General features: G+C 66.2%; 17 protein-coding genes. 5 read left to right on the top strand and 12 right to left on the bottom strand.

The window, feature by feature from the left end; all coding sequences use genetic code 11:
* Positions 1 to 6 precede the first annotated feature (6 nt).
* Together AC27GT_RS02940 and atpD are read left to right on the top strand one after the other, a co-directional pair.
* The gene (locus AC27GT_RS02940; RefSeq protein WP_019550082.1) at positions 7 to 1,443 is read left to right on the top strand and encodes a V-type ATP synthase subunit B; all 1,437 of its coding nucleotides are present in this window, start codon (positions 7 to 9) and stop codon (positions 1,441 to 1,443) included.
* Between the two features lie 9 nt (positions 1,444 to 1,452).
* Positions 1,453 to 2,124 carry a V-type ATP synthase subunit D gene (gene atpD, locus AC27GT_RS02935; protein ID WP_038029379.1) on the top strand — a complete coding sequence of 224 codons (672 nt, stop codon included), beginning with the start codon at positions 1,453 to 1,455 and terminating at the stop codon, positions 2,122 to 2,124.
* Positions 2,125 to 2,186: 62 nt separating this feature from the next.
* Here atpD and acnA read toward each other — a convergent pair whose 3' ends face one another.
* The 7 genes from acnA to AC27GT_RS02900 form a co-directional block, all read right to left on the bottom strand.
* Positions 2,187 to 4,892, bottom strand: a complete 2,706-nt coding sequence (acnA, locus tag AC27GT_RS02930) for an aconitate hydratase AcnA (protein WP_487223520.1) — start codon at positions 4,890 to 4,892, stop codon at positions 2,187 to 2,189.
* A gap of 162 nt (positions 4,893 to 5,054) precedes the next feature.
* Positions 5,055 to 5,807, bottom strand: coding sequence for an alpha/beta hydrolase (locus AC27GT_RS02925; protein ID WP_487223519.1), 753 nt, complete (start codon positions 5,805 to 5,807; stop codon positions 5,055 to 5,057).
* Between the two features lie 3 nt (positions 5,808 to 5,810).
* The gene (locus AC27GT_RS02920; RefSeq protein WP_487223518.1) at positions 5,811 to 9,110 is read right to left on the bottom strand and encodes an efflux RND transporter permease subunit; all 3,300 of its coding nucleotides are present in this window, start codon (positions 9,108 to 9,110) and stop codon (positions 5,811 to 5,813) included.
* On the bottom strand, positions 9,107 to 10,294 hold the full coding sequence (locus AC27GT_RS02915) for an efflux RND transporter periplasmic adaptor subunit (protein WP_487223517.1): 1,188 nt from the start codon (positions 10,292 to 10,294) through the stop codon (positions 9,107 to 9,109). Before AC27GT_RS02915 ends, AC27GT_RS02920 begins: the two co-directional genes overlap by 4 nt.
* A 10-nt stretch (positions 10,295 to 10,304) precedes the next feature.
* Positions 10,305 to 11,273 (bottom strand): TolC family protein, encoded by a 969-nt coding sequence (locus AC27GT_RS02910; protein ID WP_370533695.1) that lies wholly within the window; start codon positions 11,271 to 11,273, stop codon positions 10,305 to 10,307.
* A complete protein-coding gene (locus AC27GT_RS02905; RefSeq protein ID WP_487223516.1) occupies positions 11,270 to 12,538 on the bottom strand; it encodes a TolC family protein in 1,269 nt (422 codons plus the stop codon). The genes AC27GT_RS02910 and AC27GT_RS02905 overlap by 4 nt, the downstream gene beginning before the upstream one ends.
* Positions 12,531 to 12,965 (bottom strand): MarR family winged helix-turn-helix transcriptional regulator, encoded by a 435-nt coding sequence (locus AC27GT_RS02900; protein ID WP_287930456.1) that lies wholly within the window; start codon positions 12,963 to 12,965, stop codon positions 12,531 to 12,533. Before AC27GT_RS02900 ends, AC27GT_RS02905 begins: the two co-directional genes overlap by 8 nt.
* An 81-nt stretch (positions 12,966 to 13,046) precedes the next feature.
* Here AC27GT_RS02900 and AC27GT_RS02895 point away from each other — a divergent pair, with 81 nt between their 5' ends.
* Both AC27GT_RS02895 and cdd read left to right on the top strand, forming a co-directional pair.
* On the top strand, positions 13,047 to 14,372 hold the full coding sequence (locus tag AC27GT_RS02895; RefSeq protein WP_487223515.1) for a hemolysin family protein: 1,326 nt from the start codon (positions 13,047 to 13,049) through the stop codon (positions 14,370 to 14,372).
* Positions 14,359 to 14,727, top strand: coding sequence for a cytidine deaminase (gene cdd / locus AC27GT_RS02890; RefSeq protein WP_054392390.1), 369 nt, complete (start codon positions 14,359 to 14,361; stop codon positions 14,725 to 14,727). Before AC27GT_RS02895 ends, cdd begins: the two co-directional genes overlap by 14 nt.
* On the opposite strand, the gene AC27GT_RS02885 is transcribed toward cdd, so the two are convergent.
* From AC27GT_RS02885 to AC27GT_RS02875, 3 genes are read right to left on the bottom strand one after another with little or no spacing between them, the layout of a single operon-like run.
* Complete coding sequence (locus AC27GT_RS02885; RefSeq protein ID WP_054392389.1) at positions 14,724 to 15,392, bottom strand: hypothetical protein; 669 nt, start codon at positions 15,390 to 15,392, stop codon at positions 14,724 to 14,726. The two genes, cdd and AC27GT_RS02885, sit on opposite strands and share 4 nt — an antisense overlap.
* Positions 15,380 to 16,234, bottom strand: coding sequence for a dihydrodipicolinate synthase family protein (locus tag AC27GT_RS02880; RefSeq protein ID WP_054392388.1), 855 nt, complete (start codon positions 16,232 to 16,234; stop codon positions 15,380 to 15,382). Before AC27GT_RS02880 ends, AC27GT_RS02885 begins: the two co-directional genes overlap by 13 nt.
* Entirely contained in the window at positions 16,231 to 18,162 is a 1,932-nt protein-coding gene (locus AC27GT_RS02875) for a hypothetical protein (RefSeq protein WP_054392387.1), read from the bottom strand. Before AC27GT_RS02875 ends, AC27GT_RS02880 begins: the two co-directional genes overlap by 4 nt.
* A gap of 17 nt (positions 18,163 to 18,179) precedes the next feature.
* On the opposite strand from AC27GT_RS02875, the gene sdaAB reads away from it, so the two are divergent.
* The gene (gene sdaAB / locus AC27GT_RS02870; RefSeq protein ID WP_015716795.1) at positions 18,180 to 18,842 is read left to right on the top strand and encodes an L-serine ammonia-lyase, iron-sulfur-dependent subunit beta; all 663 of its coding nucleotides are present in this window, start codon (positions 18,180 to 18,182) and stop codon (positions 18,840 to 18,842) included.
* On the opposite strand, the gene AC27GT_RS02865 is transcribed toward sdaAB, so the two are convergent.
* On the bottom strand, positions 18,839 to 19,822 hold the full coding sequence (locus tag AC27GT_RS02865) for a sensor histidine kinase (RefSeq protein WP_038029413.1): 984 nt from the start codon (positions 19,820 to 19,822) through the stop codon (positions 18,839 to 18,841). The two genes, sdaAB and AC27GT_RS02865, sit on opposite strands and share 4 nt — an antisense overlap.
* Positions 19,812 to 21,638 carry a translation elongation factor 4 gene (lepA, locus tag AC27GT_RS02860; protein ID WP_126164666.1) on the bottom strand — a complete coding sequence of 609 codons (1,827 nt, stop codon included), beginning with the start codon at positions 21,636 to 21,638 and terminating at the stop codon, positions 19,812 to 19,814. The genes AC27GT_RS02865 and lepA overlap by 11 nt, the downstream gene beginning before the upstream one ends.
* Between the last annotated feature and the right edge of the window lie 15 nt (positions 21,639 to 21,653).

Genomic DNA, 21,653 nt, shown 5'->3' with positions numbered 1-21,653 from the left:
GGAAGGATGGATCTTCTTAAGAAGGAATACACGGGCATCACCTACATCTCGGGACCTCTCCTCTTTGTGGAGAACGCCAAGGACCTGGCCTACGGCGCCATCGTGGACATCAAGGACGGCACGGGTCGGGTGCGCGGCGGCCAGGTGATCGAGGTTTCCGAGGAGTATGCGGTCATCCAGGTGTTTGAGGAGACCACGGGGCTGGATCTGGCCACCACCAGCGTGAGCCTGGTGGAGGATGTGGCCCGGCTCGGGGTTTCCAAGGAGATGCTGGGCCGGCGCTTCAACGGGATCGGCAAGCCCATCGACGGCCTGCCCCCCATCACCCCGGAGAAGCGGCTTCCCATCGTGGGCCTTCCCCTGAACCCCGTGGCCCGCAGGAAGCCCGAGGAGTTCATCCAGACGGGGATCTCCACCATCGACGTGATGAACACCCTGGTGAGGGGGCAGAAGCTTCCCATCTTCTCGGGCTCGGGCCTTCCCGCCAACGAGATTGCGGCCCAGATCGCCCGTCAGGCCACGGTGCGCCCCGACCTCTCGGGGGAAGGGGAGAAGGAGGAGCCCTTCGCCGTGGTCTTCGCCGCCATGGGCATCACCCAACGGGAGCTCTCCTACTTCATCCAGGAGTTCGAGCGCACCGGGGCCTTAAGCCGCTCCGTCCTCTTCCTGAACAAGGCGGACGACCCCACCATCGAGCGCATCCTCACCCCCCGCATGGCCCTCACCGTGGCCGAGTACCTGGCCTTTGAGCACGACTACCACGTGCTGGTCATCCTCACGGACATGACCAACTACTGCGAGGCCCTGCGGGAGATCGGGGCGAGCCGCGAGGAGATCCCGGGCCGGCGCGGTTACCCGGGCTACATGTACACGGACCTGGCCACCATCTACGAGCGGGCTGGGGTGGTGGTGGGCAAGAAGGGCTCCGTGACCCAGATTCCCATCCTCTCCATGCCCGACGACGACCGCACCCACCCCATTCCCGACCTCACCGGCTACATCACCGAGGGGCAGATCCAGCTTTCCCGGGAGCTCCACCGCAAGGGCATCTACCCGCCCATCGACCCCCTGCCCTCCCTTTCCCGGCTCATGAACAACGGCGTGGGCAAGGGCAAGACCCGGGAGGACCACAAGCAGGTTTCCGACCAGCTCTACTCCGCCTACGCCAACGGGGTGGACATCCGCAAGCTGGTGGCCATTATCGGCGAGGACGCCCTCACCGAGAACGACCGCCGCTACTTGCAGTTCGCCGACGCCTTTGAGAAGCACTTCATCAACCAGGGCCAGCAGAACCGCTCCATTGAGGAGAGCCTGCAGATCGCCTGGGCGCTTCTTTCCATGCTGCCCCAGGGGGAGCTCAAGCGGATTTCCAAGGACCATATCGGCAAGTACTACGGGCAGAAGCTGGAAGAGATCTGGGGTGCTCCCCAAGCCCTGGACTAAGGAGGTTAGATGAGCCAGGTAAGCCCCACCCGCATGAACCTTCTGCAACGGCGCGGCCAGATGCGCCTGGCGCAGAAGGGGGTGGACCTCCTCAAGAAGAAGCGGGATGCCTTGGTGGCGGAGTTCTTCGGCCTGGTAAGGGAGGCCTTGGAGGCCCGCAAGGCCCTGAACCAGGCGGCGCAGGAAGCCTATGGGGCCTTGCTTCTCGCCCAGGCCTTTGACGGGCCGGAGAGTGTTTCCGCCGCCGCCTTGGGGGTGAGGCCCCTCGAGGAGGTGGAGGCGGAGGTGGAAAACGTCTGGGGGAGCAAGGTGCCGAGGCTCAAGGCCACCTTCCCCGATGGGGCCTTGCTCTCCCCGGTGGGCACCCCGGCCTACACCCTGGAAGCCGCCCGTGCCTTCCGCCGCTACGCCGAGGCCTTGATCCAGGTGGCCAACACGGAAACCCGCCTGAAGAAGATCGGGGAGGAGATCAAGAAGACCACCCGACGGGTGAACGCCCTGGAGCAGGTGGTAATCCCCGGGATCCGATCCCAGATCCGCTTCATCCAGCAGGTTCTGGAGCAGCGGGAGCGGGAGGATACCTTCCGGCTAAAGCGCATCAAGGGCAAGATCGAGGCCCGGGAGGCGGAAGCGGAGGGAAGCCGCCCCAACCCCCAGCTGGAGATCGGGGCCGGGCTTTAGCACCTTCCTAGAGGGGTAGAAAAAAAGGCCCCGGGTCATGACCCGGGGCCTTGTGCGCTTCCCTACTGAGCCTTCGCCTCTTTCAGCATATTGAGGAGCACGGTCTGGAGGATGCCGCCATTCTTGTAGTAGTCCACCTCCACCGGGGTGTCCAGGCGGGCGATGGCCTGGAAGCGAACCTCCGTGCCATCCTCCTTCCTGGCCACCACCTCCACTTTCTTGCGGGGGGTGAGGTCCTCAAGGCCCAGGATGTCGTAGACCTCGTAGCCGGTTAGGCCCAGGGTTTCCCGGTTCTCGCCCGGCAGGAACTCCAGGGGCAGGACCCCCATCCCCACCAGGTTGGAGCGGTGGATCCTTTCAAAGCTTTCCGCCAGCACCGCCTTGATGCCCAAAAGGAAGGTACCCTTGGCGGCCCAGTCGCGGCTAGAGCCGGTGCCGTACTCCTTGCCGGCGATGACCAGAAGGGGGGTGCCCTCCTGTTGGTAACGCATGGCCACGTGGTAGACGAAGTCCACCTCTCCCTCGGGAAGCTTCTTGGCGTAGCCCCCCTCCACCCCATCCAGCATCAGGTTCTTGATGCGGATGTTGGCGAAGGTGCCCCGCATCATCACCTCGTGGTTGCCGCGCCGGGAACCGTAGGAGTTGAAGTCCTCGGGTTTGACCCCCTTGGAGATCAGGTACTGGCCCGCCGGGCTTTTCACCGGGATGGCCCCGGCGGGGGAGATGTGGTCGGTGGTCACGGAATCCCCCAGGACCAGGAGCACCCGGGCTCCCCGGATGTCCCCCACCTGGTGCTGGCCCAGGTTCTGGAAGAAGGGGGGCTTCTGGATGTAGGTGCTCTCGGGATCCCAGCCGAAGAGCTCCCCCGTGGGGGCGGGCAGGGCCTGCCAGCGCTCGTCCCCCTGGAAGACCCGGGCGTATTCCTTCTTGAAAAGCTCAGGGTCCAGGGTCTTGGCCATGGCCTCCCGGATCTCCTCCATGGAGGGCCAGATGTCCTTGAGGTAGACGGGTTTGCCGTTGGGGTCGTTGCCCAGGGGCTCCGTGGTGAAGTCGATGTCCATGCGGCCCGCCAGGGCGTAGGCCACCACCAGCATGGGGCTCGCCAGGTAGTTGGCCTTCACGTGGGGGTTGATGCGCCCTTCAAAGTTGCGGTTGCCGGAGAGGACGGCGGCCACCACCAGGTTCCCCTCCTCCACCGCCTTGGCGATGTCCTCGGGCAGGGGGCCGGAGTTGCCGATGCAGGTGGTGCACCCGTAGCCCACCACGTGGAAGCGCAGGGCCTCGAGGAAGGGAAGGAGCCCGCTGGCCTCCAGGTAGTCGGTGACCACCTTGGAACCCGGGGCCAAGGAGCTCTTCACCCAGGGCTTGGTGTCCAGGCCCGCTTCCACCGCCTTCTTGGCCAAAAGCCCGGCTCCCAGCATCACCGTGGGGTTGGAGGTGTTGGTGCAGCTGGTGATGGCGGCGATGACCACGGAGCCGTGGGTGAGCTCAAACTCCTCGTCCTGGCGCTTCACCAGCACCTTCTTGTTCAGCTGGTCCGGGGTAAGCCCGAAGCCCCTTTCCTTCACGGGCTTGGTGAGGTGGGCCAGGAAGCTCTGCTTCACCTCCTTGAGGGCCACCCGATCCTGGGGCCGCTTGGGGCCGGCCAGGGAGGGTTCCACCGTGGAGAGGTCCAGCTCCAGGTACTCGGAGTAGCGCACCCGTTCCTCCGCCTCAGGCGTGCGGAAAAGCCCGTTGGCCTTGGTGTAGGCCTCCACCAACGCGATGAGCTCCTCCGGGCGGCCCGTAAGCCTCAGGTAGTTTAGGGTTTCCTCGTCCACGGGGAAGAAGCCCATGGTGGCCCCGTACTCGGGGGCCATGTTGGCGATGGTGGCCCGGTCCGCCAGGGAGAGCTTGGCCACCCCAGGCCCATAGAACTCCACGAACTTGCCCACCACCCCGTGCTTGCGGAGGATCTCGGTGATGGTCAGGACCAGGTCGGTGGCGGTGGCTCCCTCGGGAAGCTCCCCGTAGAGCTTGAAGCCCACCACCTTGGGGGCCAGCATGTAGTAGGGCTGGCCCAGCATCACCGCCTCAGCCTCAATGCCCCCCACGCCCCAGCCCAGAACCCCGAGGCCGTTCACCATGGTGGTGTGGCTGTCGGTGCCCACCAGGCTGTCGGGGAAGGCTAAGGTGAGGCCTCCTTCCTCCTTGGTCATCACCACCTTGGCCAGGTACTCCAGGTTCACCTGGTGGACGATGCCGGTGCCGGGGGGCACCACCCGGAAGTTTTCCAGGGCTCCCTGGGCCCACTTGAGGAGCAGGTAGCGCTCCCGGTTCCGCTCGTATTCCTTCTCCACGTTGTAGAAGAAGGCGTAGGCGGTGCCGAAGGCGTCCACCTGCACGGAGTGGTCGATGACCAGGTCGGCGGGCACCACGGGGTTAATGCGCTTGGGGTCCCCGCCCCGCGCGGCCACGGCATCCCGCATGGCGGCCAGGTCCACCACCGCCGGTACCCCGGTGAAGTCCTGGAGGATGACCCGGGCCAGCTTCAGGGGCACGTTGATCTCCCCCGGCTCAGGGGTCCAGCGGGCCAGGGCCTCGATGTCCTCACGGGTTACCTGGTAGCCGTCCTCGTTTCTGAGGAGGCTTTCCAGCATGATGCGGATGGAGAAGGGAAGGCGGCTTACCTCGGCAATCCCTTTCCTTTCCAGTTCCGTGAGGTCAAAGTAGGCGTAGGTGCCGCTTGGGGTGTTAAGGGTCTTAAGGGTTTGGAAACTATCCTTCATGGCTGCTCCTTTCCCTTCCCCCTTTCCAAACCACACCCAGCGGGTTGCAAACCCCGGTACCCGGGCGCCAAAGCCAGGGTTGCGGATGGATGTGGGTTTTGGGGGGAAGTGTTCCGAGGGGGGGCGCCCGCCCCGGCTTTTCCCACTATACCACCTTGGCCCTCAGCGGTGGGCCTGGGACGGGGGAGGGGCGTCCAGGCCCAGGCCTTCCAAGAAGAGCAGGACCTCCTCCTGGATCTCCCGCCATAGGGCTTCCCGGGGCCTTCGGGCGGGCCGGTCCCCCTGCTGGGGGCCGTAGGCGCCAAAGCCCGCATGGTTCAGCCCTTCCACGAAGACCACCCGGGCGTTTTTGGGAAGGAGCCGGGCCTTCTCCCGGGCTTTTTCCGGGGGGAGAAGGCCGTCTTCCGTGCCGAAAAGGGCCAGGACGGGAAGGTTTTCCTGGGAAAGATCCTTTTCCGGGTAGCTGGCGAAGAGGATGAGGGGAAGCCCTTCCGAGGCGGCCAGCTCTGCCGCCGCCACCCCGCCTAGGCTGTGCCCGCCCACCACCCAAGGGAGCCCGGAATGGGCCCGGTGGGCCTCCAGGGCCCTTTCCTTTCCCAGGAGGGCGATGCCCGAGGGAACCTTCAAAAGGACCACCAGGTACCCCGCCTCCGCCACCGGGGCCAGGACCGGGGCGTAGGCCAAGGGCTCCACCCGGGCCCCGGGGTAGAAGGCCAAAAGGGCCTTGGGGGCTTTGGGGATGAGCTCTAGGCCGTAAGAAGTCTCCCGCACCTCGAGGCCAGCTTGCATCAAGGCCTCCTGGGCCACGCCCTCCGCCTTTAAGGGTCTAAGGAAGTAGTGGGCTACCCCAACCACGGCCAGAGCGATGAGGAAGGCCGCCACCAAGAAGAGGAGAAGGAGCTTTTTGGCGCTCATGGATCACCTCAGGATCGCTTCCCGGGCCCTTCGCCCTTCAAAGGCGTAGAAGGCCGCGGGCACCACGAAGAGGGTGAGGAGGGTGGAGGAAAGAAGCCCCCCCAGGATGATCACCCCTAGAGGCCTGCGGTACTCCGCCCCTTCCCCGGTGCCCAGGAGCAGGGGAAGGCTGATGATGAGCACGGTGAGGGTGGTCATGAGGATCGGCCTTAAGCGGAGCCGGGCCGCCTCCACCAGGGCTTCCCTCAAGGGCTTTTCCCGCATGCGCCTTACGGCGAAGTCCAGGAGGAGGATGGCGTTTTTGGTGACCAGACCGATGAGCATCACCACCCCCAGCACGCTGATCACGTCCAGGCCGGTTCCCAAAAGGTAGGTGAGCCAGAAGGCCCCCACCAAGGCTAAGGGAACGGGGAGGAGGAGGTAAAGGGGGTAGCGCCAGGCGTTGAACTGGCTGGCGATGACCAGGTAGTTGAGCACCAGGGCCAGGGCGAAGGCCAGGGGAGCCAGCCGGGCCAGTTCCCCGGTGAAGCTACCCAGGCCCGTGGCCAGAAGCTCCACCCCATCGCCCAGAAGCCCCTTGGACTGGAGCTCCGCCTCCAGCTCCCTTTGGATCTGGAAGGTCCCGGGGGCATCCGGCTTCAGGTTGATGTTGATGCCGGCGGCGTAGGCTTGGTTGCGCCTCGAGATCAGGGTGGGCCCCGGCCGCTCCACGAACCGCCCCAGGCTTCCCAGGGGCAGGAAGGCGCCCAGGGCAGGGGCGTAGATGGGCAGGGAGAGGAGGTCGGACTCGCCCCCGAGGCGTAGGGGATCCACCTGGACCACGATGGCCAGTTCCTCGCCGCCCCTCCTGGCGGTGGCCGCCTGGGTGCCCGAGAGGTAAAGGCGCAGGGTCTGGGCCACGTCCAAGGGGGTGAGGCCGGTGCCGGAAAGCCGGGCAGGATCCGGCACGAAGACCCGTTCCCGCTGGGTGGCCTCGAGGGTGTTCTTCACGTTGAGGACATAGGGTTTTTCCGCAATCAGCTGGGTGATCTCCCTCACCTGCTTCTCCAAAAGGGCCCGGTCGGGGCTGGTGACGAAAAACTGCAGGTCCGCATCCCCGGCCTCGGGGCCGGTCTGGGCCAGGACCCGTAGGTCGGCTCCAGGGAAATCCTTAAGGGCCTCCCGTCCTTGGCGGTTGAAAACCTCGGTGAGGGTGAAGATGTCCTGGCGCTCGTTCTTGGGTTTCAGGACGATCTGGAGCTGCACCCGGCTGGGGTCCCCCACCTGGGCCCCGCCGGTGGCGCTGGCCCCCACGGTGGTGACCACCCGCTTCACCGCCGGGTGGGAGAGGAAGTAGGCCTCGAGGGCCCTTGCCGCCCGGTCGGAGACCGCCAGGGGGGTGTCCTTGGGCAGGAGCAAGGTGGCGGTGAGGACCCCGGTGTCGGAGCGGGGGGTGAAGTTGAATGGGATCCTGGGCAGGATGGGGAAGAAGGAGAGGAAGGCCAGGGTGGCGAGGCCCAGGACCACCCAAGGCCGTCTTAGGACCTGGCCAAGGCTTCGGGCATAGGCCTCGGTGAGGCGGTGCATCAAGGCCTCGGAGCTGGCGTGGAGGAGGTGGGTGAGGGCTCCTACCAGGTCCAGGAAAAAGCGGCCCAGGTAGCGCCCGAGGCCGAGGAGGGCGGGGTACAGGGGAAGGAGGAGAAGCCAAAGGGGCCCCTGCCGGTAGAGGAGGAAGGCGGCCAGGGCTCCGAGGAGAAGGCCCACTGGGGTGCGGAAGCCCCTTCGGTAAGCGAAGCGGAGGTCCTGGGGCAGGAGGCGTAGGGCCAGAAGGGCTTCCTTGGGGCTTGGGGGCTCGGGGTCCGGGAAGTAGGCCAGGCGCACGGTGAGGAAGAGGAGGGCCTCCAGCCAGCTCACGGCGATGGCCGCGGCCATCCCAAGGCCGAACTGCTGGAAGATCTGGCCGATGATACCCGGGAGGAAGCTGATGGGGAGGAATACCGCGAGAAGGCTCAGGGTGGCGGCGGCCACCGCCACGGAAACCTCGCTGGCCCCTTTCAGCACCGCTTCCTTGAGGCCGTACCCCATGCGCCGGTAGCGGTCGATGTTCTCCGCCACCACGATGGAGTCGTCCACCACGATGCCCACCGCCACGGTGAGGGCGAGGAGGCTGATCAGGTTGTAGGTGAAGCCCAGAAGGCCGAAGAGGAGGATGGCTCCGGAGAGGGTGATGGGGATGGCCAGGATCACGGAGAAGACGGAGTTCAGCTTCCCCAAGAAGACCAACACCACCAAGGACACCGCCAAGGCAGCCAGGAAGGCCTCCCGCACCGTGTCCAAAACGGCGGCTCGGATAAAGCGGGTGGAGTCCAGGGCGATCTCCGCCCGGTAGCCTGCGGGGAGTTTGGTTTCCGCCAGGGTCTTTTTGACCCCGTCCGCCACGGCCACGGCGTTGGAGTCGGGGGTCTTCACCACCGCCAGGAGGACGGCGGGGCGGCCGTTCAGGCGGTTTAGGGTGCTGGGCTCCTCCGCCCGCTCCTCCACCCGGGCCACGTCCCGGATCCTGAGGCCCCGGGAGGGGTCCAGGACCAGATCCGCCACCTCCTCGGCGGTGGCGGGGGTGTTGCGCAGGGTGTAGACCAGGCGCTTTTCCCCCTCGGTGAGGCTTCCCAAGGGCAGGTTCAGGGCCGAGGTGGAAAGCGCCTGCACCACCTGGCCGGGGGCTACCCCTAAGGCCTCGAGGCGGCCTGGCTCCAGGTAGACCCGGATGGCCCGCTTGGGCGCCCCGGTGAGGCGGATGTCCGCCACCCCCGGCACCAGCTGGAGGCGGGGCTTTAGGGTTCGCTCGGCGTAGCGCAACACCTGGGAGAGATCCTCCCCGGGCGCCTCGAGGGCCACGTAGAGGATGGGGCTTGCCGAGGGGTCAAACTTCTGCACCACGGGGGGCGAGGCATCCTTGGGAAGCAGGGCGCGGGCGGCGGCCACCTTCTGGCTCACCTCCACCGCCACCCGGTCCACGTCCACCCCTTGCTGGAACTGCACGAAGACCAGGCTGAAGCCCTCGGTGGAGCTGCTTCCGATGGTGTCCACCCCGCTTAGGGTGGAAAGGGCGTCCTCGAGGGGCTTGGATACTTGCTCCGCCACCTCCTCGGGACCGGCCCCGGGGTAGCTGGTGGAAACCGCCACCACGGGCACGCTGAAGCGGGGCAGGAGCTCCACCCCAAGTCCAAGGCCCAGGAGCAGACCCACCAGGACCAGGCCCACGAAGATGGCGGTGGCGAAGACGAACCGCTCCACGAAGAAGGCCACCAGGGGGTTGGTCCTCACCGAACCACCTCCACGGGATCCCCATCCTTGAGGCCCACGGGCACGGGATGGATGACCTCGGCACCCTCGTCAAGGCCCTCCACCGCTGCCTGTCCGCCTTCTTGGGCGAGAAGGCGCACGGGGGTTTTTCTCGCCTTCCCCTCCTTCACCTGGTAGACCAGGGTTTCCCCCTCCTGGACCTGGAGGCTCGTTGCGGGGATGAGGAAGCCTTCGGCCAGCTTTACCCGGTAGCGCACCTCGGCGGGACCCGGGAGAAGGGTGCCTTCCGGCTTCAGGACCACCTCCACCAGGCGGGTCTGTCCCGGGAGGTCCGTCTTGCGCAGGAGGCGTGCCCGCACCTCCCGCCCGTTTTGCCTGATGAGGAAGGGCGTTTCTGGGGTGAGGGCGCTGGCTTGGTCGGGGGGGAGGTAGACCTTGGCCAAAAGGCGGTCCGTGGTGGCCAACCGGAAGGCCCGGCTTCCCGTTCCCACGAACTCCCCTTCCCTTACGAAGACCTCCACCACCTCCCCGGCGAAGGGGGCCCGCACCGTGCTTTCCTTGAGGTTCCTTTCCGCCTGGCGCACCTGGAGCCGGGCGGCCTCCACCTGAAGCTCAAGAAGCCGGAGGTCCTCCCCCCGCTCCAGGCGGGATAGGGCCTCGAGGGCGTTCTGGTAGTTGCTTTCCGCCTGGCGGTACTGGGCCTCGAGGGCCTTGAGGTCCAATGGGGCCAAGGCCCCCGCCGAAAGCAGGGCCTGGCCTTCCTCGTAGCGCTTCTTGGCCGCCTGGAGCTGGGCCTCTGCCGCCTGGAGCTGGGCCTTGAGGGTGGCCCGGTTTCCCGCAAGCTGGTTTCGGGCGCGCTCCAGGTTGGCCTCGGCTTGTTTTAGGTTAAGCCTGGCGGCCTCTAAGGCCTCCTGGAAGGGAGCTGGGTCCAGGTAGACCACCCCTTCCCCCGCCGACACCCGGGTGCCGGCGGGAAGGGTTCGCAGGACCCGGCCGGAGGCGCCTGCCGCCACCAGGCTCTCCTTTTCTGCCTGCAAGGTGGCGGAGGCCCGTACCTCCCGCTCGAGGATTCCAAACTTTGCCCGCACGGTGCGCACCTCCGTGGCCAGGGTAGGGGTGGGAGGGGCCTCGGGGGCTTTGGCCTCCTTGGGGGCGCAGGCGCTGAGGAGGATGAGGCTTAGGGCAAGGCTTGCCATCGGGCGCATGGTTTCCTCCTTAGCGGCTCGCCAGAAGGCTGTAGTAAGCCTTCAGGTAGGCGTGCTTGGCCTGCTCCAGGGAAAGCGCCGCCTGCTTGAGGGCGAGTTCCTGTTGTAGAAGGCCTAACCGGCTGGTGAGCCCGGCCTGAAAGCGCTTCTCCTCGGCGTGATAGCGCTCCTGGGCTGCCCGGTAAGCTTCCTCCGCCGTTTTCACCCCTTGCAGGAGGGGGGATAGCTGGCGGTACCTGGCCTGCAGGCCCAGCCTTAGGGAGCGCTCCAGGTTGGCCAGGTTGGCCTCGAGGGTTTGGATCTGGTCCTCCAGGGCCTCGATCTCCTTCCTCGGGACGAAGCTTTCGTCCAAGAGGCCCCGCTGGAAGCGGAGAAGGGCCAAGGACTGCTTCAGCTGAAGGAGATCAGCGTGCTCCTGAAGAAGGGTCTCCACCACCTTCTCCTCGGGGAGGGCTGGCAGTTCCTTGACTCCTTCCGGCTTCCAATCGCCCACCAGGTTCGCCAGGGCGGCCAGGGCGGTATCCCGTCCCCGTTGGGCCAGCTCCAGGTTCTTCCTGGCCTCCAGAAGCCGGTTTTGTGCCTCCAGGAGGTCCAGGCTGGTGGCCCCGCCTCCCTTGAGGCGGATCTCCGTGGCCTTGAGTCCCAGCTCGGCCACCTCCACCGCCTTTTCCGCCAGGTCCACCTGCAGGAGGGCTTCATAGGCCTGGGTGTAGGCGGAGACGATCTCGCTTTCCGCCTGGGCCAGGGCCCGTTGGAACCTGGCCTCGGCCAGATCCCTGGCCTGGCGCGCTTGCAACTCGGCCAAAGCCGTGCGCAAAGGGTCCTGGAGGGTGCGGGCCAGCTCTTTCTGCTTGGTTTGGTAGTCCAAGCGGGCCGTGACCACCGCCGCCACCTCCGGTGCCTTTTTCAGGGCCTCGGGGAGGGGCTGGGCTAAGCCAGGAGCCAGGAGCACGAGTAAGGCTAGGGCGCTTTTTCTCATGGGGTCACCTCCGGCAGGAGTTCGCCGTAGAACTGGTAAAGCTCCATCCACTTGGTTCTCAGGTCGCTTTCCGCCTGGGCCAGGGCCAGTTCCGCCTGGGCAAGGGAAAGCTCCGCCTGCAACAGGGCCAGGGGGCTTTCCAGGCCCAGTTCCAGGCGCTTTTTCGTTTCCGCCAGGGTCCTTTCCTGGGCCTCGAGGCGGAGGCGGGCTAGTTCGAGGGACGTCCTCAGGGTTTTCAGGGAGTTATTCAGGGTTTCTTCCTGAAGCCGGGCTTGTCTTTCGGCCGCCTTTAAGGCTTCCTCCGCCCCCCGCACCTGGGCCTCTGCGGCCTCCAGGGCGGCGAAAAGACCCGGGGAGAGGGTGAGGGAAAAGGAGAGCCTCATTTCCTCCAGGGTGCGGTAGCTACCCCCTCCGGGTAGGCTGGTGGGCCTTTGCGCGGGATCCTGCCGGGTGTAGGCCAGGGTGGGTTGCAGGGTCCGGCTGGAAAGGCTCAGGGCCAGGGTGTCGTTCCCGCTTGGGTAGAGGAGGTAGCTGGCCTTGACCTCGGGGAAGAGGGTGCGGAGGGCGCTCATGTGGGCGATCCTGGCTTCCTCCAGGCTCAGGCGGGCTTCCTCCAGGGAAAGGGGCGTGGTGCCTTGGGGTGGGGAGATCTCGGGAAGGGGCTTGGTGAGGTCCACCAGCCCCTCCGCTCCCTTCCTGGCCAGTTCCACGTTCCTCTTGGCCTCCAGGAGGCGGTTTTCCGCTTCCTTCAGGGCAAGTTCCGCCTCCCGGAGCTCCTTGGGGTTGGCCTGGCGTTTCCGAGCTGCCTCCAGGGCTGCCCGGGCTAGTTCTACTCCCTTTTGCGCCAGCTTTTCCCCCAAGAGGGCCAGCTGGTAGCGTCCGTATGCGGCCACCGCCTGGGTTTGCAGGGCGGTGAGGGCCTTGCGGTAGCCGAGCTCCGCTCTTCGGTAGGCGATGCGGGCCCGTTCCAGGCTGTCCTGAATGTCCCCGAAGGGGAAGGGAGTGAGGACCAGGGCCAGGGTGAGGCTTCCCCCCGTGGCGGGCAGGCTTTGGCAGAGGGAGGGAGGAGTGCACTCGTATCCCAGGCGGGCGTAGTTCCCCTGCACATTGAGGGCAAAGGGGGAGGCCTGGGCCTCGAGGGACCTGGTGGCAGCCTGCAAGAGGGCCTGGGCCTGCTGGGCCAGGGGGTGGTCCTTGAGGGGACTCAGCGCCCCCTGGGCCAATGCGGGAAGGAGAAAGAGGAAGAGGGCGAGGGCTTTAGCCACCTTCCACCTCCGTGAGCTTGCGCAGGAGGTCGCGGAAAAGGAGGAGCTCCTTAGGGCTGAGCCGGGCCAGGTGCTGCCCGTAGGCCTGAAGCCAGGCTTCCTGTAGGCGCTTGTGCACGGCCTCCCCCTTGGGGGTGAGGCGGAGGAGGACCCTGCGGCGGTCCTGGGGGTCTGGGTGGCGCTCCAGGAGGCCAGCTTCCTCCAAGGAGGCAAGGAGGTGGGATACCTGGGAGGGGAGGACCTCCAGCTGTTCCGCCAGGCGGGAGGGAAGCTGGACTCCTTCCTTCACCCGGCGGAGCACCTCCGCCTGCAGGAGGGAAACCCCCTCCTGAGCGAAGATCTCCTTGGCCCGGGAGAGCAAAAGGCGCATCAGGGCGTAACCCAGGCGGGATAGCTCCTCCACTAAAGGGGTGGGCGGACCCTTCATATGTGTAAACTATACACGGATATCAATGAAAAGCGTGAGGGCGCTTGGGCGTCTTCCTGGTGTAGAATGACAAAAGGTGATATGGACAGACCTCCCAGTCGGTGGCTCTTCTTCCTGCCCTTCGGTTCCCTAGCCCTGGCCCAGTCCCAAGCCCCAAGCCCTGGGGACCTTTTTCTTTTGGTCCTCCTCCTGGCCTTTTCCGCCTTTTTCTCCGCCAGCGAAACCGCCTTCACCACCCTATATCCCTGGAAGGTGCGGGAGCTGGCGGAAACCCAGGGGGGTCCCTTCCGGCTCCTCGCCCGGGACATCACCCGCTTCCTCACCACCATCCTGGTGGGGAACAACCTGGTGAACATCGCCGCCACCGCCTTGGTGACGGACCTGGCCACCCGGGCCTTCGGCTCGGCCGGCGTGGGCCTGGCCACGGGGCTCATGACCTTCCTCATCCTGTTCTTCGGGGAGATCACCCCCAAATCCATCGCCGTGCACCATGCGGAGGTCCTGGCCCGGGTGGGGGCCTGGCCCATCTACCTCCTCTCCGTCCTCCTCTACCCCGTGGGCCGCTTCTTCAGCCTGGTTTCCGTTTTCCTGCTCAGGGTGCTGGGCCTGGAGCCCCGGGATACCCCCCTGGTGTCCGAGCGAGAGCTCAAGCTCATCCTGGCGGGGGCGGAGGAGTCCGGCACCATCGAGGCCCAGGAGGAGGAGATGATCCACTCCATCCTGGAGCTGGAGGAAACCCCCGTGCGGGAGATCATGACCCCCCGGGTGGAGATGGTGGCCATTGAGGCGGACGCCAGCCTGGAGGACTTCCTCCACCTCTTCCGGGAGCACCGCTACAGCCGGGTTCCCGTCTACAAGGAGAACGTGGACCACATCGTGGGGGTGGCCTACGCCAAGGACCTGCTGGACTACTACTGCGAGGAGGATCTTAAAGGGCGCACCGTGGCCTCCATCGCCCATCCTCCCTACTTCGTCCCCGAGAACATGGATGCCTGGTCGCTCTTGAGGGAGCTTCGCCGGCGGAAGGTGCACATGGCCATCGTGGTGGACGAGTTTGGGGGCACGGCGGGCCTGGTCACCTTGGAGGACGTGATGGAGGAGATCGTGGGGGAGATCTACGACGAGACCGACGAGCCGGAGGACCTGGCCATTCGCAGGCTTCCCGACGGCTCCTTCTCCATCCAGGCCCAAACCCCCGTGGACGAGGTTTCCGAGGCCCTGGGGGTGGAGCTTCCAGAAGGGGAGTACGACACCCTCTCCGGTTTCCTCTACGAGCAGTTCGGCCGCATCCCCGGCGTGGGGGAGAGCGTGGAGTGGCAGGGGTTCCGGTTCGTGGTGGAAAGCGCCGACCAGCGCCGGATAGAAAGGGTGCGGGTGGAGAGGTTGGTGGAGCATGGAGAGGGTTAGGGCCATCCTCAAGGCCCATGTGGAGCGGGCCTACGCTCCTTACTCCGGCTTCCCCGTGGTGGCCCTGGTGGAGGCGGAAGGGGAAAGCTTCCTTGGGGTCAACGTGGAAAACGCCTCCTTTCCCCTTTCCCAGTGCGCGGAGCGCAATGCGGTGGCCGCCATGGTCCTGGCGGGGAAGAGGCGGATAGACCGGGTGCACATCTATAGCCCGAAGGGCCCCATCCCCCCTTGCGGGGGATGCCGCCAGGTGCTTTTTGAATTTGGCTCCTCCGGGACCGAGGTGGTCATGCACGGGCCCGAGGGGTATGTGGTGAGGACCCTGGGAGAGCTTTTGCCCCTGGGTTTTAGGCTCTAGAGGGGTAAAACCAGGCTTTGCCGGAAAAAGCCCGGGACCTCGAGGGTGAGTTCCAGCCTTTCAGAGCCCCGTTCCAAGCCTGGCCTGAAGCCCGTCACCTGAAGCCGGCCCTCGCCCCGGGCGGGGAGGTCCACCTGCACCCGGAAGCTTTGGCCCAGAAGAACCAGGTTGCCCTCCACCCGGAGGGGGAAGGGGTTGGGGTTTTCCAGGAAGAAGTTCACCCCTGCCCGGCGCACCCTTGGGGGCTCCAGGGGAAAGCTTAAGCGGGTGCGGAAAAAGGTGAGGTGCTGGCCCAGGGTGGCGCCTTCCAGGGCCACCTCCACCCCTTCCCGGGAAAGGAGGGCTCTTGCGGTGGCAAGGGCTTCCCCGGGGGTCAGGCGCACCAGGAGGACCTCCTCCTTCCTTCCGGGAGGCAGGGTGAGGTCCAGGGGCACCGCCACCTCCCCCACCCTGAGCCGGGTGCCAAAGGTGGAAAGGGGCAAGGGGAAGGGGTTGGGGTTGTGGAACTCCACCCTCAGGCCCAGGAGGAGGGCAGGCTCTTGGCTTATTTCCAAGCCCCGCACCTCGGCCGAGAGCAAACGGGCCTCAGGGGTCAAGGCCCTGGGGGCGCAGGCGGCCAAAAGGCCCAGGGTCAAGAGGCCTAAAAGAATTCTCACAGGAGCCATCCCTCCTCCTTGAGGGCTTCCAAAACGGGCCGAAACTCCTTCCAGATAGGGCTTTCCTGGGGATAGGGAGGCCTTGGGTAACCGGCGGGTAGGCCCAGGTGCCTCATGGCCTGCTTGAGGAGGGGTACCCCACCTCTGGAAAGAAGGTTCCCCAAGGGGAAGAGGCGCTTTTGCAGGGCCTGGGCTTCGCCGAGGCGGCCGGTCCGGAAGGCCTCCAGGAGGGACCGGTAGGCCCTGGGGGCCAGGTTAGCCGCCGCCAGGATGCCTCCTTCGGCTCCCAGGGCCAAAGCCCCCAGGAAGGTGGGGGCGTGGCCGGTGAAGACCCGGAAGTCATCCCTCAGATGGGCCTGGTAAAAGGCCAGGCGGGTTAGGTCCCCGCTGGAGTCCTTGATTCCCGTGATCCTGGGGTGTTGGGCCAGGGTTTCCACCGCGGAAAGGGGTAGGTCCACTTTGGTGTTCTGGGGCACGTGATAGAGGAAGATGGGCATCCTTTCCGCCAGGGCTTGGTAGTAGGCCACGAGCCCCTCGCCGAGGCTTGCGTGGTAGTAGCGGGGAGGCGTGGCCAGAAGGGCCAGGGCGCCTGCTTCCTGGGCCTCGAGGAGGGCCCGTTCCGCCTGGGGCAGGGTCTCCTCCATGAGGCCCACCAGGAAAGGCTTCCGGGGTTTTAGGGCCCGAAGCCCCCTGGCCCGTTCCTCCGGGGTCAGGTGGACGCCTTCCCCGTTGGAGCCGTAGATGAGAAGCCCGTCCACCAGAGGTTCCAGGGCTTCCGCCAGTTCCCGAAAGGCCTCCGTGTCCAGGCGGCCTTCCCGGTCAAAGGGAGTGGGGATGGGTGGAAGGATCATGCGGGCCTCCTCAGGCTAAAGACTAACACCAGGAGGTGTAGCCCATAGGCCAGGATCAGGAGGGTGGGTTTCTGGCCCTCCTGGAGGGCCAGGAGCCCATAGGCAGCCAAAAGGAGGAGGACAATGCCCAGGCCCGAGGAGAAGCCCAGGCTTCCCGGTACCAGGAGGCGCACCCCCAGGGCCCAGGAGGGGGGGACCGGGGCCCTGCGCCTGGGCAGGAGGAAGGTGAGGAGGTGGTAGAGGAGAAGGAGCCAGAAGCCAGCGAAGGCCCAGGGCTTTACCCCGTCAGGAAGGGGGGTGCTGAGGTGCACGAACCCCCGGAAGGGATCCTCCTGGAGGCGCTTTACCTCCACCTGGAGGAGGGCCAGGTAAAGGGTGCGCAGGGTGGGACCCGGCTCCCTGGCCCCCCAGGGATCCTGCCCCAGTTGGAGGGCCGTGCGGATGGGTCCCTCGAGGGGAGCCTTACGGTAGGCTTGGGCCAGGGAGGTTTCGTCTCCCCTAAGGGCCAGGGCGAAGGGCAAAGCGGCTTCCCGCAGGAGGCCCTGGGCCTCCTTGGGGGCCTCCGAAAGGAGGGCGTAACCCAGAAGGGCCTTGACCTCGGGAGTGGGGGGAAGGGTGCGGAGCCAGTCCTGGGCTTTTTGGGTACGGAGGGTGCCTTGGTCCAAGGGAGGGGCGAAAAGCCCTTTTCGCACCTGGGCGTCCAGTCCCTGGAGGAGGAGGCCCAGGCTGAGGGCCAGGAAGAGGACCAGGGCCAGCACCCGTTCCCCCAGGCTGGCGTAGGCCAGGTGAAGGTGCCTAAGGCGCAGGAGGGGGTGCCGCCAGAACCCACCCAGATAGCCGCCGATGGGCTTCAGGTCCTTTAGCTGGGCGGGCAGGTAGTAGAGGAAGAGGTAGAGCATGAGGCCCAGGTAGGCCAGGCCCAGGGTCCAGAGGGCCATGGGAAGCAGGGAAAGCCTGGGGGGAAGCCAGGCGCGCAGGATCTTTCCCGCCTCCAAGAAGGTCAGGGCCTGGGCAGGGTGGCCCTGGGCCTCCAGGTACTGGGCAGTCTCCTGGAAAAAAGCCAAGGAACCTGGGAAGAGAGGGGTGTAGCGGAGGAGGGCCTTGGCCAGGAGAAGGGCCTTTTCGGGGTCCTTCTTCTGCAGAAGGCGGGAGGTCTCCGCCATGCGGGCCACCCCCGGTTGGCCGAAGAAGAGTTCCGGCCTATGGCCCCGGGCCAGGAGGTCCTGGCCGTAGGCCTCCAGGTCCTCCGGGGTGAGGGTGGCGGGGTCCAGGGTCCAGTAGGCATAGTAGGGCCAGGGCTTCGGCGGACTGAGGGCTTCTAGGAGGGAGCCCAGGACCTTTAGGTCCTCCTCCTTGCCTTCAAAGGGCACCCGGGGGAAGGGGATGGGCAGGACCCAGTCCCCCTCGAGGAGGGCTTCAGGGCCTGGCCTGAGGGCCAGGATGCGGGCCGGGGCAAAGTGGAAGGAGAGGGTTTTCTCCTTCGCGCGGGTTTCCACCACCAAAAGCCCCTGGGCCACGTACACCTTATCCCCTTGGACCAAAGGTCCCAGCCAACCCCCCGGGGGTAGGGGCAGGAGGCCCCAGGGGAGCTTGAGCCCTTCCCGGGTCAGCTCGGGGGTGGCGGGGGCAAGGGCGGTGAAGCGGGCTTCCAGGGCACCGGCGGGCAGGGAAAGGCGGATGCGGTACTCCCCGGGGGCCTTGGGGTGTAGCTCCAGCTGGAACCTTCCCTCCTGGGCCTCCACCTCCAGGGTTTCCTGTCCCTCAGGTCCCTCCAGCACCAGGGGGAAGCGCCCTTCGGGCAGGTCCCGTCCCTCCAGGACCACAGGCCTTCCCGCCTGGACTTCCTTCGGGACCACCAGGCTTTGGCCTAAAACCGGGAGTCCCAGAGCCAAGAGGAAGCCGATGGCCCGGGTCAGGAACGCGCGCATGGGGTTATTCTACAGGCATGGGTCTACTGGACATGATCGGCCCGGTGATGGTGGGGCCTTCCTCCAGCCACACCGCCGGGGCCTGCCGCCTGGCCCTTCTGGCCCGGCACCTTTTGGGGGAAAGGCCCAGGCGGGTGGAGTTTGGCCTGCACGGCTCCTTTGCCAAGACGGGAAAGGGCCACGGCACCCACCTGGCCTTGGTGGCGGGGGTTTTGGGCTTTACCCCCGACGACGAAAGGCTTAAGGAAAGCCTTTCCCTGGCGGAGAAGGAAGGCCTCGAGGTGGCCTTTAAGGCAGTGGAGCTTGGGGACGTGCATCCCAACACTGTGCGTATGGTCCTGGAGGGGGAGAAGGAGCGCATTACCGTGACCGGAAGCTCCCTGGGAGGCGGACTGGTGCGCATCTTTGACCTGGATGGCTTCGAGGTGCGCATCACCGGAGCCGCCCCCACCCTGGTGATCCGCAACGTGGACACCCCGGGGGTGGTGGCCCGGGTGGCCCGCATCCTGGCCGATGACGAGGTGAACATCGCCTACCTCACGGTGAGCCGCAAGAAGCGGGGCGGGGAGGCCATGATGAGCCTCGAGGTGGACCGTCCCCTTCCCGAGGTCCCCTTGAGGTACCTGGAGCACCTCTCCTACATCCTCTGGGTGCGGCAGATCCCCCCGGTTATGGACTAAAGCTCCTTGGCCGGGGGGAGTTCCAGGCGCAAACACGCCCCGCCCAAGGGGGTTTTGCAGGTCAGAAGCCTCCCCCCGTGGGCCTCGGCCACCCGCTTGGCGGTGTAGAGGCCAAGCCCCGCGCTTCCCCGGTTCGGGCCTCCTTGGCGGAAGGGCTGGGCCAGGGCTTCCAGGGGCAGGGGAAGCCCTTCCCCGTCGTCCTCCACCTGCAGGGCCCCTTCCTCCACCCGGATGCGCACCTGGGTTTTGGCGTGCCGCAGGGCGTTGTCCAGAAGGTTGGCCAGGGCCCTTTCCAAAAGGAGCCGCTCCCCCCGGGCGAGACCCGCCCCCTCCACCGTTAGGCCAAGCCCCCGCCTTCCCGCTTCCTCCCGGTAACGGAGAAGGAGATCCTCGGCCAAGGCCCTTAGGTTCAGGGTTTCCCGCTGGGGGGTGCGGGTCTCCAGGCGGGAGAGGGCCAGGAGGTTTTCCACGAGAAGGTGGGCCTGGAAGAGCTCCCGCCTCAAGGCCAGAAGGAGTTCCACCCGCTTCTCCCGTCCCAGGTGGTCCGCCCTTTCCAGGTACTCCAGGGCCCGGATGGCGGAAAGCAGGGGGGTTTTCAGGTCGTGGGCCAGGGCCCCGTAGAAGGCTTCCCGGGCCTCCATAAGGCGCTGGAGGCGTTGAAGAAGCTCCCCGAAGCGGGCGCGGAGCAGGGCGATCTCCATGGGGGGAGGCTCCTTGGGGGCGGGTAGCCTGAGCTCGTTCACCGGGCCCTCCTTGACGGAGAGGTAGGCCAGGGCGCGGGTGAGCTCCTCGAGGGGCCTGAGGAGGCTTCGGGCCAGGAAGTATCCCACCGCCCCGGAAACCAGGCCGATGAGGAGAAGCCACAGCACCAAGGGCAGCCAGGGACCCTCCCCCATGAGGCCCAGGGTGAGGGCCAGGACCAGGTTGGGCAGAAAAGCCAGAAGGGCGATAACCAGGGCGAGCCTTGCCCTAAGACTCATCCCGCCCCGCCGAGAGCACCGCCAGGAAGGCCTCCTGGGGCACCTCCACCTTGCCGATGGCCTTGAGCCGCTTCTTCCCCTCCTTTTGCTTTTCCAGAAGCTTCTTCTTCCGGGTTACGTCCCCGCCGTAGCACTTGGCCAGCACATCCTTGCGCAGGGCCTTCACCGTGGCCCGGGCGATGATCTTGCCCCCGATGGCCGCCTGGATGGGTACCTCAAAAAGCTGACGGGGGATGACCTCCGCCAGCTTGTCCACGATGGCCCGGGCCATGGCGTAGGCCTTGTCCCGGTGGGCGATGAAGGTGAGGGCGTCCACGGGCTCCCCGTGCACCAGCACGTTGACCTTGACCAGGTCCCCAGGCTGGTAACCGATCTGCTCGTAGTCCATGGAGGCGTAGCCCCGGGAGAGGCTTTTCAGGCGGTCGTGGAAGTCGTAAAGGATCTCGGCAAAGGGCACCTCGTAGACCAGCTCCACCCGCTTGGTTTCCCCGGGAAGGTAGGTCATGTTCACCAGGCGGCCCCGTTTTTCCTGGACGAGTTGCATGATGGCCCCCACGTATTCCTCGGGGGTAAAGACGGTGAGCTTCACGTAGGGCTCGAGGATCTCCTCGATCTTTGTGGGGTCGGGGAGGTCGGCGGGGTTTAGCACCTCCACCTCCTCCCCGTTTTTCAGGCGCACCCTGTAGACCACGCTGGGGGCGGTGGCGATGAGCTCCAGGCCGAACTCCCGCTCCAGGCGCTCCTGCACGATTTCCGCATGGAGAAGCCCCAGGAAGCCGCAGCGGAAACCGAAGCCCAAGGCGGTGGAGGTTTCCGGCTCAAAGGAAAGGGCGGCGTCGTTGAGCTTGAGCTTTTCCAGGGCATCCCTTAGCCTTCCGTAGTCTCCGGAGTCCACGGGGTAGAGGCCGGCGAAGACCACGGGTTTGGCGGGGCGGAAGCCGGGGTAGGGGGCGTCGGTGGGCCTATGGGCGTGGGTGATGGTGTCCCCCACCTGCACGTCGTGGATGTCCCGGATGGCGGCCACCAGCCAGCCCACCTCCCCTGCGGTGAGCTCCTCCACGGGGATGAGCCCCTGGGGGGTGAAGATCCCCACCTTGTCCACGGTGAACTCCTTGCCGGTGGAGTAGATGCGGATCCGGTCCCCCGGGCGCACCCGGCCCTCAAAGAGGCGGAGGTAGGGGATGACCCCCTGGTAGGCGTCGTAAAGGGAGTCGAAGATGAGGGCCTTAAGGGGAGCTTCCGGGTCGCCCTTGGGGGGTGGGATGCGCTTTACGATGGCCTCGAGGATCTCCTCCACGCCTTCCCCCGTCTTCCCCGAGGCGAAGATGGCCTCGTCGGCGGGAAGGCCCAGCACCTCCTCCACCTCGAGGGCCACCTCCAGGGGCCTGGCGTTGGGAAGGTCGATCTTGTTGATGACGGGGATCATCACATGGCCGTGTTCCAGGGCCATGTAGAACTTGGCCAGGGTTTCCGCCTCCACTCCTTGGCTGGCGTCCACCACCAGAAGGACTCCTTCCACCGCCGCCAAGGCCCGGGAGACCTCGTAGGTGAAGTCCACGTGGCCCGGGGTGTCGATCAGGTTGAAGATATAGGTTTCCCCGTCCTTGGCCCGGTACTCCACCCGCACGGCGCTGGCCTTGATGGTGATGCCCCGCTCGCGCTCCAGCTCCAGGGAGTCCAGAAACTGCTCCCGCATCTCCCGCTCGCTCACCGCATGGGTCAGCTGCAGGATGCGGTCGGCCAGGGTGGACTTCCCGTGGTCCACATGGGCGATGATGGAGAAGTTGCGGATGCGCTTGTCATCCATCCTTCTCATCGTCCAGGGTGGAGG

It is taken from the genome of Thermus sp. KWY1, assembly GCF_057547025.1.
This window is presented reverse-complemented; position numbering and strand designations above follow the sequence as displayed.

Excerpts from the sequence above, each read along its gene's own strand:
- AC27GT_RS02940 (WP_019550082.1), top strand. The coding sequence starts at position 7 with ATGGATCTTCTTAAGAAGGAATACACGGGCATCACCTACATCTCGGGA.
- atpD (WP_038029379.1), top strand. The coding sequence starts at position 1,453 with ATGAGCCAGGTAAGCCCCACCCGCATGAACCTTCTGCAACGGCGCGGC.
- acnA (WP_487223520.1), bottom strand. The coding sequence starts at position 4,892 with ATGAAGGATAGTTTCCAAACCCTTAAGACCCTTAACACCCCAAGCGGC.
- AC27GT_RS02925 (WP_487223519.1), bottom strand. The coding sequence starts at position 5,807 with ATGAGCGCCAAAAAGCTCCTTCTCCTCTTCTTGGTGGCGGCCTTCCTC.
- AC27GT_RS02915 (WP_487223517.1), bottom strand. The coding sequence starts at position 10,294 with ATGCGCCCGATGGCAAGCCTTGCCCTAAGCCTCATCCTCCTCAGCGCC.
- AC27GT_RS02910 (WP_370533695.1), bottom strand. The coding sequence starts at position 11,273 with ATGAGAAAAAGCGCCCTAGCCTTACTCGTGCTCCTGGCTCCTGGCTTA.
- AC27GT_RS02900 (WP_287930456.1), bottom strand. The coding sequence starts at position 12,965 with ATGAAGGGTCCGCCCACCCCTTTAGTGGAGGAGCTATCCCGCCTGGGT.
- AC27GT_RS02895 (WP_487223515.1), top strand. The coding sequence starts at position 13,047 with ATGGACAGACCTCCCAGTCGGTGGCTCTTCTTCCTGCCCTTCGGTTCC.
- cdd (WP_054392390.1), top strand. The coding sequence starts at position 14,359 with ATGGAGAGGGTTAGGGCCATCCTCAAGGCCCATGTGGAGCGGGCCTAC.
- AC27GT_RS02885 (WP_054392389.1), bottom strand. The coding sequence starts at position 15,392 with ATGGCTCCTGTGAGAATTCTTTTAGGCCTCTTGACCCTGGGCCTTTTG.
- AC27GT_RS02880 (WP_054392388.1), bottom strand. The coding sequence starts at position 16,234 with ATGATCCTTCCACCCATCCCCACTCCCTTTGACCGGGAAGGCCGCCTG.
- AC27GT_RS02875 (WP_054392387.1), bottom strand. The coding sequence starts at position 18,162 with ATGCGCGCGTTCCTGACCCGGGCCATCGGCTTCCTCTTGGCTCTGGGA.
- sdaAB (WP_015716795.1), top strand. The coding sequence starts at position 18,180 with ATGGGTCTACTGGACATGATCGGCCCGGTGATGGTGGGGCCTTCCTCC.
- AC27GT_RS02865 (WP_038029413.1), bottom strand. The coding sequence starts at position 19,822 with ATGAGTCTTAGGGCAAGGCTCGCCCTGGTTATCGCCCTTCTGGCTTTT.
- lepA (WP_126164666.1), bottom strand. The coding sequence starts at position 21,638 with ATGAGAAGGATGGATGACAAGCGCATCCGCAACTTCTCCATCATCGCC.